Source organism: uncultured Clostridium sp., assembly GCF_947039605.1.
Taxonomy (GTDB): domain Bacteria; phylum Bacillota; class Clostridia; order Clostridiales; family Clostridiaceae; genus Sarcina.
In genome coordinates this window covers 65,036-83,770 of sequence record NZ_CAMQZG010000003.1, presented here as the reverse complement: position 1 = coordinate 83,770, position 18,735 = coordinate 65,036, and the positions used below count along the sequence as shown (strand labels likewise).

General features: G+C 29.1%; 19 protein-coding genes and 1 pseudogene. 14 read left to right on the top strand and 6 right to left on the bottom strand.

The annotated features are described in order from the left end of the window. Positions 1 to 108 precede the first annotated feature (108 nt). The 3 genes from Q0V24_RS02405 to Q0V24_RS02395 are packed head-to-tail and all read left to right on the top strand — an operon-like array spanning position 109 to position 4,171. Positions 109 to 558, top strand: coding sequence for a PH domain-containing protein (locus tag Q0V24_RS02405; RefSeq protein ID WP_297518405.1), 450 nt, complete (start codon positions 109 to 111; stop codon positions 556 to 558). A gap of 2 nt (positions 559 to 560) precedes the next feature. After that, entirely contained in the window at positions 561 to 1,988 is a 1,428-nt protein-coding gene (locus Q0V24_RS02400; protein WP_297518402.1) for a PH domain-containing protein, read from the top strand. Between the two features lie 11 nt (positions 1,989 to 1,999). Continuing rightward, on the top strand, positions 2,000 to 4,171 hold the full coding sequence (locus Q0V24_RS02395; RefSeq protein ID WP_297518400.1) for a DNA topoisomerase III: 2,172 nt from the start codon (positions 2,000 to 2,002) through the stop codon (positions 4,169 to 4,171). A 50-nt stretch (positions 4,172 to 4,221) separates the two neighbouring features. On the opposite strand, the gene Q0V24_RS02390 is transcribed toward Q0V24_RS02395, so the two are convergent. Next, positions 4,222 to 4,629 carry an Rrf2 family transcriptional regulator gene (locus Q0V24_RS02390; RefSeq protein ID WP_297518398.1) on the bottom strand — a complete coding sequence of 136 codons (408 nt, stop codon included), beginning with the start codon at positions 4,627 to 4,629 and terminating at the stop codon, positions 4,222 to 4,224. A gap of 286 nt (positions 4,630 to 4,915) precedes the next feature. On the opposite strand from Q0V24_RS02390, the gene Q0V24_RS02385 reads away from it, so the two are divergent. After that, the gene (locus Q0V24_RS02385; RefSeq protein ID WP_297518396.1) at positions 4,916 to 6,241 is read left to right on the top strand and encodes an MATE family efflux transporter; all 1,326 of its coding nucleotides are present in this window, start codon (positions 4,916 to 4,918) and stop codon (positions 6,239 to 6,241) included. Between the two features lie 32 nt (positions 6,242 to 6,273). Here the strand turns inward: Q0V24_RS02385 and Q0V24_RS02380 are convergent, their stop codons facing one another. After that, the gene (locus Q0V24_RS02380) at positions 6,274 to 6,957 is read right to left on the bottom strand and encodes a GntR family transcriptional regulator (RefSeq protein WP_297518394.1); all 684 of its coding nucleotides are present in this window, start codon (positions 6,955 to 6,957) and stop codon (positions 6,274 to 6,276) included. Positions 6,958 to 7,083: 126 nt separating this feature from the next. Between Q0V24_RS02380 and Q0V24_RS02375 the strand changes: the two genes are divergently transcribed. Then, on the top strand, positions 7,084 to 8,466 hold the full coding sequence (locus tag Q0V24_RS02375) for a glycoside hydrolase family 1 protein (protein WP_297518391.1): 1,383 nt from the start codon (positions 7,084 to 7,086) through the stop codon (positions 8,464 to 8,466). 126 nt (positions 8,467 to 8,592) lie between these two features. After that, positions 8,593 to 8,733, top strand: a complete 141-nt coding sequence (locus tag Q0V24_RS02370; protein ID WP_297518389.1) for a hypothetical protein — start codon at positions 8,593 to 8,595, stop codon at positions 8,731 to 8,733. 54 nt (positions 8,734 to 8,787) lie between these two features. On the opposite strand, the gene Q0V24_RS02365 is transcribed toward Q0V24_RS02370, so the two are convergent. Then, entirely contained in the window at positions 8,788 to 10,371 is a 1,584-nt protein-coding gene (locus Q0V24_RS02365) for an ABC-F family ATP-binding cassette domain-containing protein (protein ID WP_297518387.1), read from the bottom strand. Positions 10,372 to 10,573: 202 nt separating this feature from the next. Between Q0V24_RS02365 and uraA the strand changes: the two genes are divergently transcribed. Next, positions 10,574 to 11,914, top strand: a complete 1,341-nt coding sequence (gene uraA / locus Q0V24_RS02360) for a uracil permease (RefSeq protein ID WP_297518385.1) — start codon at positions 10,574 to 10,576, stop codon at positions 11,912 to 11,914. Positions 11,915 to 11,984: 70 nt separating this feature from the next. Here uraA and Q0V24_RS02355 read toward each other — a convergent pair whose 3' ends face one another. Both Q0V24_RS02355 and Q0V24_RS02350 read right to left on the bottom strand, forming a co-directional pair. Further along, complete coding sequence (locus tag Q0V24_RS02355; protein ID WP_297518383.1) at positions 11,985 to 13,337, bottom strand: PFL family protein; 1,353 nt, start codon at positions 13,335 to 13,337, stop codon at positions 11,985 to 11,987. A gap of 9 nt (positions 13,338 to 13,346) precedes the next feature. Next, entirely contained in the window at positions 13,347 to 13,616 is a 270-nt protein-coding gene (locus Q0V24_RS02350) for an ACT domain-containing protein (RefSeq protein WP_297518381.1), read from the bottom strand. Positions 13,617 to 13,791: 175 nt separating this feature from the next. Between Q0V24_RS02350 and Q0V24_RS02345 the strand changes: the two are divergent. From Q0V24_RS02345 to Q0V24_RS02335, 3 genes and pseudogenes are all read left to right on the top strand, one after another. Beyond that, positions 13,792 to 14,655: pseudogene (locus Q0V24_RS02345) on the top strand (ATP-binding protein); the annotation flags it as partial. A gap of 282 nt (positions 14,656 to 14,937) precedes the next feature. Continuing rightward, the gene (locus Q0V24_RS02340; protein ID WP_297518379.1) at positions 14,938 to 15,210 is read left to right on the top strand and encodes a hypothetical protein; all 273 of its coding nucleotides are present in this window, start codon (positions 14,938 to 14,940) and stop codon (positions 15,208 to 15,210) included. Positions 15,211 to 15,352: 142 nt separating this feature from the next. Then, positions 15,353 to 15,853, top strand: coding sequence for an NUDIX hydrolase (locus Q0V24_RS02335; protein WP_297518377.1), 501 nt, complete (start codon positions 15,353 to 15,355; stop codon positions 15,851 to 15,853). A gap of 36 nt (positions 15,854 to 15,889) precedes the next feature. Here the strand turns inward: Q0V24_RS02335 and Q0V24_RS02330 are convergent, their stop codons facing one another. Beyond that, positions 15,890 to 16,609 (bottom strand): glycerophosphodiester phosphodiesterase family protein, encoded by a 720-nt coding sequence (locus Q0V24_RS02330; RefSeq protein WP_297518375.1) that lies wholly within the window; start codon positions 16,607 to 16,609, stop codon positions 15,890 to 15,892. A gap of 98 nt (positions 16,610 to 16,707) precedes the next feature. Between Q0V24_RS02330 and Q0V24_RS02325 the strand changes: the two genes are divergently transcribed. From Q0V24_RS02325 to Q0V24_RS02310, 4 genes are all read left to right on the top strand, one after another. Continuing rightward, positions 16,708 to 16,908 (top strand): hypothetical protein, encoded by a 201-nt coding sequence (locus tag Q0V24_RS02325; RefSeq protein ID WP_297518373.1) that lies wholly within the window; start codon positions 16,708 to 16,710, stop codon positions 16,906 to 16,908. A gap of 1 nt (position 16,909) precedes the next feature. Beyond that, positions 16,910 to 17,092, top strand: coding sequence for a hypothetical protein (locus Q0V24_RS02320; RefSeq protein WP_297518371.1), 183 nt, complete (start codon positions 16,910 to 16,912; stop codon positions 17,090 to 17,092). Between the two features lie 18 nt (positions 17,093 to 17,110). Continuing rightward, positions 17,111 to 18,436, top strand: a complete 1,326-nt coding sequence (locus tag Q0V24_RS02315; RefSeq protein ID WP_297518369.1) for an MATE family efflux transporter — start codon at positions 17,111 to 17,113, stop codon at positions 18,434 to 18,436. A 102-nt stretch (positions 18,437 to 18,538) separates the two neighbouring features. Further along, positions 18,539 to 18,727 carry a DUF4250 domain-containing protein gene (locus Q0V24_RS02310; protein WP_297518367.1) on the top strand — a complete coding sequence of 63 codons (189 nt, stop codon included), beginning with the start codon at positions 18,539 to 18,541 and terminating at the stop codon, positions 18,725 to 18,727. Positions 18,728 to 18,735 lie beyond the last annotated feature (8 nt).

Here is an 18,735-nt window from a genome sequence, read left to right as displayed (position 1 = left end):
TTAAAGACTACTAAAATTTAGTCTTTTTTTGAATGAATTTTAGAGATATTAAACAATTATGCAGGATATACTGTATAATTAAATAGACTTTAAGATAAAGAGGTATTTATGAAGGAATATAGATTAAATAAAAGATATATTTTAAAAATTATGGTGAGTAGGCTTATAATAATTAGTATTTTAAATATTTCATATAGGTTATTTAAAGAATATTTACCAGAAAAATTTATAATTTATGTAGCAATACTAGTTTATAGTATAAATGTAATAGGAGTAATTATAAGTATAGCAATGCCATTTATAGAATTTTTAGCATATAAATATTTTATAGATGATGATGCGATAGAGATTAGATATGGAATTTTATTCAGAAAATCAGTATATATACCAAGAGAAAATATAAAATACATAATATCGGTAAAAGACCCTTTAGATAGAATTTTAAGAATTAGTAGCCTAAAGATTTATACAACAGCAGGGCATAGTGTGATAAAGGCATTAGGTAATGAGAAGATGTCTGAATTGTGGAATATAATGAAAGTTGATGGAGAAAATTAATTATGATTTATTATAATAAAAATCATTGGTATAGTATTTTTATTAACTTTTATAAGATTGTTAAAAGGTTTTGGGCTATAATAATTTTTGTGGCAATTCCAAGTCTGTCTTATGGGATGATTGGAACACTAATTATTTTTATATCAATATTTGCCTTTTGCGTATTAAGATGGCTTAATGAATTTATAGTAATTGATGAAGAAGATATGTTTTATAAAAGAGGAATATTAAGGACAGAACAAATAAAAATACCACTTACAAGCATATCGCTTATTGAGTTTAATAGGAATATAATTCATATTATGCTTGGGCTTAGTAGAATAAAGATAGAAAGTATATCTCCAAAAGATAGAAGCTTTTCAATTATATTAGTTCTTAAAAAAGATAAGGTTAAAGAGTTTCAGCAAGTGATGACTTCACTCGAAGAATCAAATGAAGGGAATTTTGAGATAGATAGTAAAAAATCTTATAAAATTTCAGCAAAACACCTTTTAATTTTATCTACTCTTAGAAGTAATATATTACTTGGAATTGGTATGATTTATTCAATAATACATCTTGTTAATGAAATTGATAAACATATAGGGGAAGATCTAAAGGGGTATATAATTTACAATGTACAGTATGGATTTAAGACTACATATAATACAATTGGTATTATTGTATATATACTTATATTAATGGTGGTTAGTATAGCTATAGTGCTTTCATTTTCTATTGTGGGGATAATATCTAAATATTATAAATTTAAACTTGATAGAAAGAACAATCATTTATATATTAATTATGGGCTTATAGTACGTAGACGTTATTCTATAAAGATTGATAATATACATGCAATAAAAGTAGAACAGAACTTTGTTAATCAAATTCTTAATCTTTATACAATAAAGGCATCTGTTGTAGGATATGGAAATGAAATGAGAGAAGATGAAGTTATATTCCCTCTATGCACTGAGGTGGATTTTAGAAATATAATAAAAAAAATGGTTCCAGAATTTAGATTTGAAGGTGAGATAAGTATACCACCTAAAAAATCATTTAATAATTTTTATATTTCATGGACTAGTTATTCAGTAGTATTTGCAATTTTAGTTTATTTTATATTTAATAGAAATTTACTAGGTATAGTTGCAATTCCAATTATGATTTTATGGAGATATTTAATCAAAGAAAATTCAGGTGTTGGCGTAAAAGATGATATATTAGTCTTTAGTTCAGGTTCTTTTCTTCGAAGAATAACATTTATTAGAAATAGTAGTATGGTAGAATGTTGTAGGGTAGTGAATCTGTTTCAAAGAAGAAAAAAAATATGTGATTATAGAATAAGGTTTTATAATCAAAGAAAATTTGAGTGGATAAGGACTAAGAATATGGATGATTTTTTATATGATAATATAAAAAATAAGATGAAAAATAAACGTATTTAGGAGGGATTTTTATGAGTAAGATAATAGTAATAGCAGAAAAACCATCTGTTGGTAAGGATATAGCAAGAGTTCTTAATTGTAGAAAAGGTGGAAATGGATTTTTAGAAGGCGATAAATATGTAGTAACTTGGGCTATGGGTCACTTAGTAAGTCTTGCAGCACCAGAGGATTATAATAAAGAGTGGAAAGATTGGAAGATAGATACTCTACCTATGTTACCAAAGTTTATGAAGTTAATGGTTTTACCTAAAACAGGAAAGCAGTATAGCACAGTTAAAGGCCTTTTAACTAGAAAAGATGTAACTGAAATAATTATAGCAACAGATGCAGGCCGTGAGGGTGAGCTTGTTGCAAGATGGTTACTTGAAAAAGTAGGGGTTAAAAAACCTATAAAAAGATTATGGATTTCATCAGTTACAGATAAAGCTATAAAAGATGGATTTAAAAATTTAAAAGATGGAAATGCATATATTAATTTATATAGAGCAGCAGAAGCAAGAGCAGAGGCTGACTGGATTGTAGGTATAAATGCTACTAGAGCATTAACTTGCAAGCATAATGCACAATTATCTTGTGGTAGAGTTCAAACTCCAACAGTTGGAATGATAGCTACAAGAGAAGATGAAATAAGAAGTTTTAAGCCACAAGAATTTTATGGTGTTGAAGCAAATGTCGAAGGTGTCAAATTTACATGGGCAGATCACAATAATAATGTGAGAACATTTGCAAAAGATAAAGCACAAGAAGTTTTAAGTAAAACAAATAAAAGTAATGCTTTAGTTAAAGAAGTTAAAAAGACTAATAAAAAGAATTTTGCACCAAGTCTTTACGATTTAACAGAACTTCAAAGAGAGTGTAATAACAGATATGGATATTCTCCAAAAGATACGCTTAATTTAGTTCAAAGACTTTATGAGAGTTATAAAGTTTTAACATACCCAAGAACAGATTCAAGATATTTAACAAGTGATATGGTTGGAACTTTAAAGGATAGAGTTAAGGCTTGTGCAGTTGGAGACCTTAGTAAGTTTTCAGTTAAAATACTTGGAAAAGAAATAAAAGCAAGTAAGTCATTTATAGATAATGCAAGAGTAAGCGACCATCATGCTATTATTCCTACAGAAGAAAAACCAGATTTTAGTGTTATGGGTGATAAAGAGAGAAAAGTATATGATTTAGTTTCAAAAAGATTCTTATCAGTACTACTACCACCTTGTGAGTATGAAGAAGTTTCAGTTACTTTAAATATTGAAGGCGAAACTTTTAAAGCTAAAGGTAAAACAATAAAATCTTTAGGATGGAAAGAAGTACAAGGTTCAAACTCAGATTCAGATGATGTTAAAGAGCAAATGATGCCATTAATGGAACAAGGTAAAAATATATCAGTTAAGTCAGTAAGTGTAACAACAGGTAAAACTAAGGCACCAGCAAGATTTACAGAGGCTACACTTTTATCAGCCATGGAAAATCCAGTTAAGTATATGTCAGAGGATAGTAGTGAACTTAAAAAGACTATAGGAGAAACTGGTGGTCTTGGTACAGTTGCAACTAGAGCAGATATAATGGAAAAACTTTTCAATAGTTTCTTGATAGAGAAAAATGGAAAAGAGATAACTATAACATCTAAAGGAAGACAACTTTTAGGTCTTGTACCAGAGGGACTTAAAACACCAAGTTTAACAGCACAGTGGGAGCAAAAATTATCTATGATAGAAAAAGGAAAACTTAATCAAAAAACTTTCCTTACAGAGATGAGAGAATACTCACAAAAAGTTGTTTCAGAAATTAAAGGTGCAGATAGCAAATTTGTACATGATAATATGACAAGAAGTAAATGTCCTGAATGTGGAAAGTTCCTTTTAGAGGTTAATGGTAAGAAAGGTAAGATGCTTGTATGCCAAGATAGAGATTGTGGACATAGAGAGAGTCTTTCAATGATAACTAATGCTAGGTGTCCAGAGTGCAAGAAAAAGCTCGAATTAAGAGGCAAAAAGGGTTCTAGAGCATATGTATGTATGGGATGTGGCTTTAAAGAGAAAGAAGAAGGCTTTAAAAAGAGATTTACAGACAAAAAATCAAAGGTAAGCAAAAAAGAAGTTAGTACATTGATGAAAAAAATGAAGCAAGAAGCGGATATTGATATTAATAATCCATTTGCAGAGTTGCTTAAAGGTTTTAAATAAAATGAAGGAAGTATATCAAAAATTTGATATACTTCCTTTTTATTTTAATATTACTTTTTATCAGTTAATACATCTGCTAATGTGTGTTGTGAAAATTCTTGAATAAAAGAATTTAATGCGTTATTCATTATACATTTAAGCTTGCAACCATTTGATATCATAGGACAATCTCCACGATTTGAGAAGCAACCAGCAATGTTTAAGTTTTCTTCTGTTAACTTTAGAACTTCACTAAGAACTATTTCACTTGGCTCAAGACCAAGTTTTAAGCCACCAGACCTGCCCTTTAATGATACTACATAGTCTGTTTTAGCAAGTTTTTGAATTATTTTTTTTAAGTGATGTTCTGATATATCAAGGTTTGTTGATAATTCTTCAACAGTGCAAAGTCTATCAGTATTATTAGCAAGATATATTAAAGCTCTAAAAGAGTAATCTGTGAATTTTGATAAGTACATATTATACCGCCTTTTTCATATATTCTAGTAATTACATTTTAATATATTTTTAGATAAAAACAAGCATGGTTTAATTAAATTAAAATAAATTTAATAAAAAAAGGGTTTATAAGAAGAAACTGTAAACGAATTAACATACTATAGAGATTAAACATTGCACATAGGAAACAAATATTATTTTGTTAATATAATAGTGGGTTTTTTGAAAAATTTCTATGTATATATGGTATAATTCATAAGAATTGAAAAAAAGACATATATTAAAATTAGAATAAGGAGAGTATATTTGAAGAAAGTAGATTTAACAAAAGGAAATGTTTTTAAAGTTATAGTAACGCTTGCAATACCTATAATGGGTAGTTCATTTTTGCAATTTGCGTATAATTTAATAGATATGCTATGGGTTGGAGGGCTTGGAAGTGATGCTGTTGCGGCAATAGGAACTTCAAGCTTTTTTATATCTTTAGGGTATTCAATATCATCAATGGTAGTAATTGGTGTTGGAATAAAAATAGCACATGCTATAGGTAAAAATGATAGCCATGAAATTAAAGAATATATAAATATAGGTATTTTCTCAATGGCTATAGTAGCAATTATATATGCAATATTTTTAATTGTATTTAGAAAATATCTTATAGGCTTTTTTGATTTACATAATAGCTATGTTTCAGTTGAAGCAACTAAATATTTAGCAGTAAGTGCAATAGTTTTAATTTTTTCATGTTTTAATATGATGTATTCAAGGGTATTAAATAGTTTTGGAAATAATAAATTAGCACTTAAAATTAGTACAACAGGTATAGTATTAAATATAATATTAGACCCTATATTTATTTATGTTTTTAAGATAGGGGTAACAGGTGCAGCTATTGCAACTTTAATAGCGCAAATAATTATGTTTTTATTATTTACATTTGTTAAGAGTTCACCATTTAAATATGATTTTAATACTAAAATCTCAGGTGGAAAATTAAAGTTAGTATTTAAACTTGGAGTTCCTATGGCAATGCAAAGAAGTTTATTTACACTTGTTAATATAGTTCTTGCAAGAGTAGTTTCAAGTTTTGGTACAGATGCTATAGCAGCACAAAAAATAGGGCTACAAGTTGAATCTATAACATATATGGTTATAGGTGGACTAAATGGTGCTGTTGGTGCTTATATAGGGCAAAATTTTGGCGCGAAAAAATATGATAGAGTTGATAAAGGGTATGATAAAGCACTTATAGTTGGGATGATTTATGCAATTATAACAACTATAATATTCTTAGCAATTCCAAAACAAATAGTATGTTTATTTGTAAGACAGAAAGAAACAATTGAAATTGCAGCTGATTATTTAAGAATAGTTGGACTTGCACAAATTTTCTCAGCAGTAGAGGTTATTTCAAATGGTTTATATACAGGTCTTGGAAAGCCTAAGATACCATCTATAGTCAGTATGGTATTTACTGCACTCAGAATTCCAATGGCACTAGTATTTATAAAAATATGGGGAGTTAATGGAATATGGATTAGTATAGCTGTATCAAGTATGTTTAAAGGGGTAATATCCTTCTTAATATATAAATTAAAGGTTAAAAAAGATTTATTTGCTATGAAGATATAAGGAAAGGTGTTGCATGTATAAATGCAGCACCTTTATCTTTTAGCAAAGAAATCAATTTTTTGATTGAAATGTTTATTTATTGAATATTCATAAGGACGGCCATTGCTTAAAAATGCTAAGTTCTCAATTTTGAGTGCAAGTGAATTTATAGGTAGGTCTAATAATTCGCACTCTTTAGTAGAGAAAAAACAAGCTTCGATTGTTTTATATGAGTGAGAAATATTAAATTCTTCTTTAGAATCTATATAAGTTAAAACACTTTCTTTACATATATCTAGCGTTAAATCAGGAAACAAGCTAACTGGCATATAGATATATTCAATATGCTTAAATTTATCATTTACATATCTAGCTCTAATTATTTTCCAAACTTTTTTACCTTTTAGAATTTCTAATTTTTCAGAAATTGCAGTTGAAACTTCTTTTTGTTTAAAGCTTAGAACTTTTGTGCTAAGTTTTTCAGGCACATGCAATTCACACATTGAAGAAAGGTTGAGTATATGGTTTTCAGGAAGATTATTAACATAGCTCGAACCGTTATGAGGTTTTATAATATAACCTTTATCTATTAAATCTTTTATAGCAGCTCGAACAGTATGCCTATTACAATCGTACTTTTGGGCAAGTTTATTTTCAGAATCAATTTTTGATAATTCTTTTAACTCACCGGTAATTATTTGTTGTATTAAATCTTTAGTTATATCTTTACAATTCAAATTTAGTCACCCCTTATTAAGTTAATTATAAATTTAAAATAAGAAAATTGTCTATACAGTGGATGATTTTATTGTTAAATTTTTTTATTATAAGAGTATAAAAGATTTTTGTAGGGGGAATTTAATATGAAAAAGGTATTTCCAGAGAACTTTTGGTGGGGAGCTGCAACATCAGGACCACAATCAGAAGGGACTTTTAATAAAGCTAACAAAAATATATTTGATCATTGGTTTGAGGTATCAAAGGAAACTTTCCATAATGGTGTAGGACCATGCATAGCTTCAAACTTTTATAATAGTTATAAAGAAGATATAAAAATGTTAAAAGGAATAGGTCTGAATTCATATAGAACATCAATTCAGTGGTCAAGACTTATAAAAAATTTAGAAACAGGTGAAGTTTGTGAGGATGGAGTAAGATTCTATAATGATGTAATAGATGAGTCAATTGAAAATGGCTTAGAAGTAGTTATGAACTTACATCATTTTGATTTACCAGTAGAACTTTATGAGAAATTTAGTGGATGGGAATCAAGAAAAGTAGTTGATTTATTTGTTCAATTTGCAGAAAAATGTTTTGAGTTATTTGGTGATAGAGTAAAACATTGGGCTACATTTAATGAACCGATAGTTGTTGTTGAAGGACAGTATCTATACAAATTCCATTATCCATGCGTAGTTGATGGTAGAAAAGCTAATCAAACAGCTTATCATATAGCACTTGCATCAGCAAAGGCTATTGCAGCCTATAAAAAAGGTAATTATGGTGGAGAAATAGGGATAATACTTAATTTAACACCATCATATCCAAAAACTAATTCAGTAGAAGATTTAGAAGCATCTGATATAGCTGATTTATACTTTAATAGAATGTTCTTAGACCCGGCAGTAAATGGAGAGTTCCCAGAAAAGTTAGTTAATATATTAAAGAGGGATAATGTTTTGTGGGAAACAGAAGAAGGGGATAGTCAAATATTCCATGAGGGTATAGTAGACTTCCTTGGAATAAATTATTATCAACCAAGACGAGTAATGGCTAGAGAAACAGAATATACAGAAAGTACATGGATGCCAGATAAGTATTTTGAAAACTATTTAATGCCTGGTAGAAGAATAAATGAGCATAGAGGTTGGGAGATATATCCTAAGGCTATTTATGATATTGCTATAAATATTAAAGAAAATTATGGGAATATTAAATGGTATATAGCAGAAAATGGTATGGGGGTTGAAGGGGAAGAGAAGTTTAAAGGTGAAGATGGAACTATAGATGATGAATATAGAATTGAATTTATAAAAGAACATCTTATATTCCTTCATAAAGCTATAGAAGACGGGACGAATTGTTTTGGATATCACTTATGGACACCAATAGATTGTTGGTCATGGTGTAATTCATATAAGAATAGGTATGGGTTTATTTCTCTTGATTTAAAAACTTTAGAAAAAAAGGTAAAAAAATCTGGTCATTGGATAAAGAAAGTAGCAGAAGAGAATTCATTTAATTAATAATTTTTTGTGTAATTCTTTCAAAAAGATGTTATTATGTTAGTGTAGTATTATTAATATGTGTGAAAAGATGGGTAAAGTTTAGCAGTTACAAATAATAAATTTACATCTTAGGAGCACATTTAAATGAGAAGAAAAGCACTAAAAAGAAATTCTAGTATGAAAAAGAAAAGAAGGATTAGAAGAAAAGTTGAACTAATGCGACTTATTGATAAGAAAATTTGTGAATGTGAAGAATATAATGAGATGAATAAAGAAAATAATTAATAGAATAAAAAAACAGCTAGGAAATATTTCCTAGCTGTTTTTTTATTCTATTAATTATTTTTGGCTTAAATATTCATCATATGAACATTCTTTGTTAAACTTAACAGCACCATCATTGATTTCAATGACTTTTGTAGCTATTGTTTCAACAAATTGGTGGTCATGACATGCGAATAATAAGATACTTTTATAATCCATAAGTCCATTGTTAAGTGCTGTGATTGACTCAAGGTCTAAGTGGTTAGTAGGTTGATCAAGAATTAAGATATTAGCTGGGCTAAGCATCATTTTTGATAACATACATCTAACTTTTTCTCCACCTGATAATACATCAGCATTTTTAAGAGCTTCTTCTCCAGAGAATAACATTCTTCCAAGGAATCCTCTTAAATAACTTTCAGATTTTTCTTCTGAATACTGACGTAACCATTCAACAAGTGAATACTCGAAACCATCAAAGTATTTTGAGTTATCTTTAGGGAAGTATTCTCTTGAAGTTGTTACACCCCATTTAACTGTTCCAGCATCTGGCTCAAGTTCACCAGCAAGTATTTTAAATAATATTGATACAGCGATTTCATCACCGACAAATGCAATTTTCTCATTTTTACCAAGAATAAAGCTAGCATCATCTAAAACTTTAATACCATCAACAGTTTTTGTTAATCCAGAAACTGTTAAAACATCATTTCCAACTTCTCTTTCAGGTTTAAATCCAACGAATGGATATCTTCTGCTTGAAGGTTGGATATCATCAAGTGTAATCTTATCTAAAAGTTTCTTTCTTGATGTAGCTTGTGTTGATTTAGAAGCGTTAGCGCTAAATCTAGCAATAAAGTTTTGTAAATCTTTAATTTTCTCTTCCTTTTTCTTATTTTGGTCTTTAGACATTTGAAGAGCAAGTTGACTTGATTCATACCAAAAATCATAGTTACCTACGAATAATTTGATTTTTCCAAAGTCTACGTCACATACTTGTGTACATACCATGTTTAAGAAGTGTCTATCGTGAGATACAACTATAACAGTACCTTCAAAACCAGCGATAAATGTTTCAAGCCATTCAACAGCTTTAAGGTCTAAGTGGTTAGTAGGCTCATCTAGAATAAGTAAATCTGGCTTACCAAATAAAGCTTGTGCTAAAAGAACTTTAACTTTCTCGTCCCCTTTTAATTCTCCAACATTTTTGAAGTGTGAATCGGGAGCAATTCCAAGTCCTTGAAGTAATGCAGAAGCATCTGATTCAGCTTCCCAACCATTCATTTCAGCAAATTCACCCTCAAGTTCTGAAGCTTTTATTCCATCTTCATCTGAAAAGTCTTCTTTAGCATATAAAGTATCTTTTTCTTCCATGATTTCAAATAATCTTTTATTTCCCATCATAACAGTTTTAAGAACTTCAATATCATTGAATTCATTGTGGTTCTGACTAAGAACAGACATTCTTGAGTGTGGTGCAAGAGTAATATCTCCTGTATTAGGCTCTATTTCTCCTGATAATATTTTTAGAAATGTAGATTTACCAGCACCATTAGCACCAATAACTCCATAACAATTTCCTGGGTTAAACTTTAAATTAACATCTTCAAAAAGTTTTCTTTCCCCAAATCTTAAGCTTACATTAGTAACAGTAATCATTCTATACTTCCTTTCGAATTTACATTTATTAATTAACTAAAAAGTTAATGTGTTTACATAGTAAAAAGTTAAAAAATTCTTATCTCAATTGCTTATTATAGCATAATTAAAATGAAAAGCCTATTGTATTGATACCATTAGTATGATATTCTTTGAAGGAAAACTTTTAATTTAGTCCAGAGAGGCTAAGAAGGGGGCATATATGAAAAGTCAAAAGGTAGAGACACAGTCTCAACAAGCAGCAAAGAAGGATTTTATAGGAATTGAGGATAAGGTGCCATTTAAAAGAGGATTGCCTTTAAGCATACAACATTTATTTGCAATGTTTGGGGCATCAGTCCTTGTTCCTATATTATTCAATATTGATCCTGCAACAGTATTTTTATTTAATGGTATAGGTACTATAATCTATGCAATACTTACAAAACGTAAGATTCCAGCTTTTTTAGGATCGAGTTTTGCATTTATTGCACCAGTATTAATGCTTCAAAAAAATGGATTTTCATTTGCAGAAATACAGAGTGGATTTGTAGTATCAGGTTTAATTTTTGCTGGAGTTGGTCTTATAGTAGCATTTACTGGGACAGGCTGGATAAATAAAATTTTCCCACCTGCTTCAATGGGAGCTATCATTGTTATAATTGGTCTTAGTATGGCTGGAAATGCAGCTAAAGATTCAGGATTTTCAATGAATGGAAGTGCAGCTAATCCACTTCATATATTAATTGCTATGATTACGCTTGTAACTATAATTTTAACAACAGTTCTTTGCAAAGGATTCTTAAAAATTATACCAATATTAATTGGTATAATTGTTGGATATCTAGTATCAATGGCATTTGGGATAGTAGATCTTACTGAGGTTAAATCAGCAAGTTTTCTAGCAATTCCACACATGCAAATAGTTAAATTTAATATGGATGCCATATTAACAATTATTCCTGTTACACTTGTTGTAATTGCAGAAAATATTGGACATTTAGCGGTTACTAGTAGTGTTGTAGGGAAGGATTTAGCAAAAGAACCAGGTCTTCATAGATCACTTCTTGGAGATGGGATTTCAACAGTTATTTCAGGATTCTTTGGATCAGTACCAACAACTACTTATGGAGAGAACATAGGAGTTATGGCTATAAGTAAAGTTTATAGTGTGTATATAATAGCAGGAGCTGGTGTTCTTTCAATTATACTTGCTTTCTCAGGTACGCTTGCAATGTTAATCAAAAGTATACCTCAGCCAGTAATTGGAGGAGTTAGTATATTACTTTTTGGTAGTATAGCAGCATCTGGAATAAGAACATTCGTAGAAGCTAAAGTTGATTATTCAAAAGCTAGAAATTTAGTTTTAACATCAGTTGTATTCATTGTGGGTATAAGTGGAATGTCTGTAAACATTGGATCAGTAGATCTTAGTGGTATGGGACTTGCAACTATAGTTGCTGTTATTCTAAGTGGATCTTTTATAATATTTGATAAACTTGGCATAATGAATGAAAAACCAGATTCATTAGAAAATATATATAATGAAACACCAGATATCTAAAAATACTTAATTTCATATAGTTTAAAAAAATAGCGTTACAAATTTTAAATTTGTAACGCTATTTTTTATATTAATTTTTTAATGAGTGAAGTGGTGCAGGAATTCTACCGCCTCTTTCAATAAATAAATCACAATTTCCAGGTGATGTTCTCATTATTGGTGCGGTCCCAAGAAGACCACCAAATTCAACTATGTCCCCAACATCTTTCCCAGGGACTGGTATTAATCTAACAGCAGTTGTTTTATTGTTAATCATACCAATTGCAGCTTCATCAGCAATTATTCCTGAAATAGTAGCTGCTGATGTTTTTCCAGGTAAAGCAAGCATATCAAGTCCAACAGAACAAACACAAGTCATAGCTTCTAATTTTTCTATATTTAAGAATCCATTTGCAACTTGTTCAATCATACATTCATCCTCGGATACAGGTATAAAAGCACCACTTAGACCTCCTACAGATGATGAAGCCATAAGTCCGCCTTTTTTTACAGCATCATTAAGCATAGCAAGGGCAGCTGTTGTCCCATGAGTTCCACAGTTTGAAAGACCCATCTCTTCAAGGATTCTTCCAACAGAATCCCCAACAGCAGGTGTTGGTGCTAGTGATAAATCAACAATTCCAAAAGGAATATCCAGCCTTCTAGATGCTTCATTTGCAACAAGTTGGCCAATTCTTGTAATTTTGAATGCAGTCTTTTTGATAGTTTCAGCAACTTCTTGGAAATTCTGACCACGAATATTTTCAAGAGCTCTTTTAATAACGCCAGGTCCACTTACCCCTACATTTATAATTTTTTCAGCTTCACCAGTTCCATGGAAAGCACCAGCCATAAATGGGTTATCTTCAACAGCATTACAAAATATAACAAGCTTTGCACAACCAAAACCATCAGGTGTAATATTAGCAGTTTTCTTTGTTATTTCACCCATAAGTTTTACAGCATCCATATTTATACCATATCTAGTAGAACCTATGTTGACAGAAGAACAAACAATATCAGTTTCTTTTAGTGCTTCTGGTATTGAGTTTATAAGAGTTAAATCACTATTAGTAAATCCTTTGTGAACTAATGCAGAGAAACCACCTATAAAATTAACACCGACTTCTTTAGCAGCTCTATCCATAGCTTTTGCTATAGGAACATAACTTTCTGCACCTGTACTTGCAGCTATTAAAGATATTGGTGTTACAGATATTCTTTTATTTATTATAGGAATACCATATTCCTTTTCTATATCTTCACCTACTTTAACTAAGTTTTTAGCATTTGTAGTTATTTTATCATATACTTTTTCACAAACTCTATCAATATTATCACTAGCGCAGTCAAGTAGCGAAAGCCCTAGTGTAGTTGTTCTAACATCAAGGTTTTGTTCGTTTATCATAGAAAGCGTTTCTATGACTTCATTTTGAGTTATCATAAAAACCTCCTATATTTTATGCATTGAGTTAAATATATCTTCATGTTGAACAGATATATCAACTGCAGCAGTTTTTGAGTAGTCAGTAAGTACTTTTCTCATAGCTCCAAAATCTTTAGTTGAGTTTGAAAAACTAGTAATCATCATCATTGTAAAATAGTCTTCCATAATTGTTTGACTTATATCTAATATATTTATATTGTTTTCTGATAATAAGTTGGCTACTTCGGCAATAATTCCAACTCTATCTTTTCCTACTACTGTAATAACAGCTTTCATTAAAAAACACCCCTCTTCACAATTCTTTACTTATTATACCAAAAATGTAAGTTTAAGTAAAAATAAAAAGTGAATTATATTTAAGTAGTTTTTTATTTTGAAAATTATAGCTATTAAAAAAAAACTATATGAGATATAATTATATATGGATTTTTAGAACAAAGAGGTGAAGAGTATGAGCGATTTAGCTGGAGCAGGATGTGATATTTTAATACCTTTCAATGAAAGGAAACCACTTGCTGAAATAGAAAGAAGTTTAATTAAAACATATAGAAAAAAAGTTTGGACAAAGTTTATAAAAGCTATAAAGGATTATAATCTTGTTCAAGAAGGTGATAAAATAGGTGTTGCTATATCAGGGGGAAAAGACTCTCTTATAATGGCAAAACTATTTCAAGAACTTAAAAAACATGGTAAAGTTAATTTTGATTTAGAATTTATTGCAATGGATCCAGGTTATCATAAAAACATTAGAGAATTATTAGAAGATAATTGTGAGTATTTAGATATACCACTTACAGTATATGACTCTGGTATATTTGAAGTAGTTGATAAAATAGCAAAGGATTATCCTTGCTATATGTGTGCAAGAATGAGAAGAGGTTCTTTATATACAAAGGCTAAAGAATTAGGGTGTAATAAGCTTGCATTAGGGCATCATTTTAATGATGCAATAGAAACAACAATGCTTAATATACTATATGGTGGTAATTTTAAAACAATGCTTCCAAAACTTAAAGCAGCTAATTTTGAGGGGATAGAACTTATTAGACCTATGTACTATATAGAAGAGGAATCTATCAAAAGTTGGATACAAAATGCCGGCATATGGCCACTTAATTGTGCTTGTATGGTTGCTGCTAAAAAAATTGGTAATAAAAGAACTGAAATAAAAGATATGATAGCAGATATGAAAACTAAATTTAAAGATGTTGATAAATCAATATTTAATTCTGCAGATAATGTTAGCATGGATGGTATTACAGGATATAAAATTGGTTCGGAGTATCATTCATATCTAGATACTTATGAAAATGAATCTTTAGAGAATGAACTAGAGAATCAAATAATTAAAAAAGCAGCATCTGATAGTGCTAAAAGTGAAAAAGTTAAAATAGCTACTGAACTTTTAGATGTTTTAGATGTTGAAACAATAGCTAAAAAAGTTGGGCTAGAGTTAAAAATTGTAGAAAAGTTAAAAAGAACTAAAGAAATATATTAATAAAAAGCTTGTCATATTTTATGGCAAGTTTTTTTATACATAAAATATATTTTCAATAAATATATTTAGTTATAATTAATTAAATAAAGAGGGGTATGTATGATAGCCGTTATAGAACTTCCGACACCAAGAATAATTAAAAGGAAGATAAAGAAATTTTACACAAGAGAAAGAGCTGGGATGTATGCACTGATATTAGGAGGAATAGTAATAGTTTGTATTAATGCGGTGCCGTTTAAAATAATACCAATCTCAGCACTTTTATATTGTGGTGTTGCTTATGAAGTTGTTGAGAATAGCAATTTTATTATAGAAGATCCAAGAGTCATACAAAGTATTTTAGAGAGTTATAATAATATGAGTTATTTATAAAAAATAATGAAAATATAGGTAGATATTAAAAGTAGTACTAAAAAAATATACAAAATATGTAGAAAGTTAATATTTTTTTTATACACTTAATGAAATAAATAAGATATAATTATCTAGAAATTTGTTCAAAGGGAGATAGAACATGAAGCTTATAAAAGAGATATTTAATAAAGATTTGGGATTTGTTAGTAATAAAAAAGATAGGGTTTATAATTTAAGAAGAACTGCAAGAGTAGTTTTGGTTAATGAGCAAAATGAAATAGCATTATTAAATGTAAGCAATGAAGGGTACCATAAACTTCCTGGTGGGGCTATCGAAAAGGGCGAAAGTAAAGAAGAAGCAGCAAAGAGAGAAGTTGAAGAAGAAACAGGATATAAAATAGAGCTAAAAGAAGATATTGGGCTTATAATAGAATATTCTGATGACACAAATTTAATGCAGTTATCATTTGCTTATAAAGGCAAGATAATTGAAAAAACACAGATATCACTTTCTGAAAATGAAATAAATCAAGGTATTAAATTAGAATGGTTTACATATGAGGAAGCAATTAGGACTATGAAAAATGAAAGTCCAAGCAGTTATCATGGAAAGTTTATTGTAAATAGAGATTTAAGTTTTATAGAAGAATCTTTAATATAAGAAATGAGCACACCGAACTAGGTGTGCTCATTTTATTTATTTTAAATTTGATTTAAGTATTTCATGCAATTTATCAGGATGATTAGTTATTATTGCTGAGATACCCTCATTTATAAATTTAATCATATGCTTTTCTTTATTTATAGTATAGCTATTAACATCTATTCCACTATCTAGCATATTTTTTAGACTTTTTTTGCTAAGTAGTAATGAACGGAAGTTAGGATGCATAGCATCAGCACCACAGGATTTACAATACTTTTGTGGATTAAATAAAAGACAATCGTAAAGAAGACCTGTCTTCATATTTTCATCAAGTTCCTTTACTTTAATCATTGATTCATGATTAAAAGATGATAAGATGATATCTTTTTCAAGCCCAAGTTTATGAATTAGGTTTAATGAAATATCTTCAAGACCTTTGTATTCTAAAATACTATTTTTAAGTTCAAGATTAGTAAATATTTTCTTTTCTTTTGCAAATTCTAAGTATTCTTCAAGACTTGGAATTTTTTGATTTAAACCTGCATTAAGTTTTCTGATTTCAGAATAAGTAATATCTTTAACAAGTCCCTTAATACCAGTTGTTCTTTCAAGTTCTTCATCATGTATTATAACTGGAATATTATCTTTCGTAAGTTGCACATCAAGTTCAATACCATCACAAAACCCTTCTATTTTAGCTTTTTCAAATGCAAGCATCGTATTTTCAGGATATAATGCTGAAAAACCTCTATGTGCTATATTTAAAGTCATATCATAACCTCCAAAAAAATTTTATCATTAGGTTTAACTATATCAAGTTTAATGGCATAATGGAATAGTAAATTATTAAGTAAGGGAGAGTACGCACGATGAACAGTTTAAAGAAAAGGGATTTGGTAGCTGGTTTAATAGGTTTTGTTTTGGCGATAACAAGCTATATGTTTTATGAACAGAATGCAGTGCTATCAGTAGCAATATTTTTAGCTGTAGTATTAGTTTATAGAAGGTATATAAAAAATGAAGGATTTAAAAAAATTAAAAAGTTTAAAAAGTTTGGAGATGAAGAATAAAATGGAAGTGAAAATTTATTTAAAAGGGAAAAAAGAACCTTTAATATATAAAGGGGATAGGATTGATGTCTTAGATTTTGAGATGGATAATGTAAAGTATAAACAGGTTAGGTATTTTAAAAAAGGTTTTTCAAAATCAGAGCTTATAGAGGTTGCAATGATAACTAAAATTCAAGAAAACTAAATATATAGGGGGTAAAATATGAGTGCTAAATTAGATTTACTAAAGGACAAAGAGTCAGCTCTTTTGTGGAAGTATATGATACCTTCGGTTGGTGGAATGCTTGGATTATCTGTATGCATATTTTTTGATACTATGTTTATAGGCAGGCGACTTGGTGAAATAGGACTTGCATCATTAAACATAGCAGTGCCATTGTTTAATTTATATTATGCAGTTGCAATGACATTTGGCGTTGGAGGTGCTACAGCTCTGTCGATAGCGATAGGGCAGAAGAAAAAACATAAAATAAATGCTATTTTTACAAGTTCTTTAATAGGAGCGCTAGCAGTAATAATTATATTAAATATAGTGGGTTATTTCTTTATAGATAATATATGTTATTTACTTGGGGCTAGTGCAGAAACATTTCCATATGTTAAAGATTATATAAAAGTAATTTTAAATTGGAATGCTATATTTATAATATCTAACATTTTAAATGTATTTGTTAGAAGTGATAAAGCGCCTAAATTATCAATGATGTCAATAATAGTAACAAATATAGCTAATATTATGTTAGATTATTTATTTATCTATCCTCTTAATATGGGAATGGAAGGAGCAGCACTTGCAACAACAATAGCTCAGGGAATAGGAGTTTTAGTATTGTTTATCCATTTCTTTGGTGAGAACAATTCATTACATATAGAATTTAAAGCTGTAAAGGCAAAAAAAATAATAGAAATAATTTCAAATGGAATGCCAAGTTTTGTAACAGAACTTTCAGCGGGGTTTGTTATTATTATTTTCAATAATATAATTTTATCAATAGGAGGGAATGTTGCAGTATCTGCATATGGCATAATAGCTAATGTAGCACTTATATTCTTAGCAGTCTTTAATGGTATATCTCAAGGAATGCAGCCTCTTGTAAGTATAAATCATGGTGCAGGTGAGAGTCAAAGAGTAAATACATTATTTAGAATAAGTTTTAGAATATCACTAATAATAGGAGTAGTATTTTGTTTAATAGGAGTTCTACTACCTAATCAAATAATTGCTATATTTACAAGTCAAACTGGTGAATTTGTTAATATAACAGTTAATGGAATGAGAATATACTTTATATCATTTATCTTAATGGGAGCAAATATAGTAGGTATTGCATATCTTCAAGCAATGCAAAAAAATAAAAGTTCATTCATACTATCAACTTTTAGAGGACTTATATTAACAATTGTTTTAGTAATTATATTATCAAAACTATTTGGACTAACAGGGGTATGGATGACAATTCCAATTGTAGAACTTATAACATTTGCTGCATTTTTAATTTTAAAACAAAAAAATAAAAAGCAGAAATAATATATATAAAAATTGTGGATATTTTATGTATTAAACATTTGTAGAAGAGAGGAAAGTCGTATATAATGATTATAAAGTCACGCTAGAATGGAGGAGATATAAATGGAGATAAATAATTATAAAACAATGGATCCATATATGTTATTAAGCATAGTAAATTTGAAATTAAGAGATTTTTACACGAGTTTAGATTCTCTTTGTGATGATTTAAATATAGATAAAGTAGAATTAGAAAAAACATTAAAAGAAAAAGACTTTGAATATATAGAGTCAGTTAATCAATTTAAGTAGAATGGGAT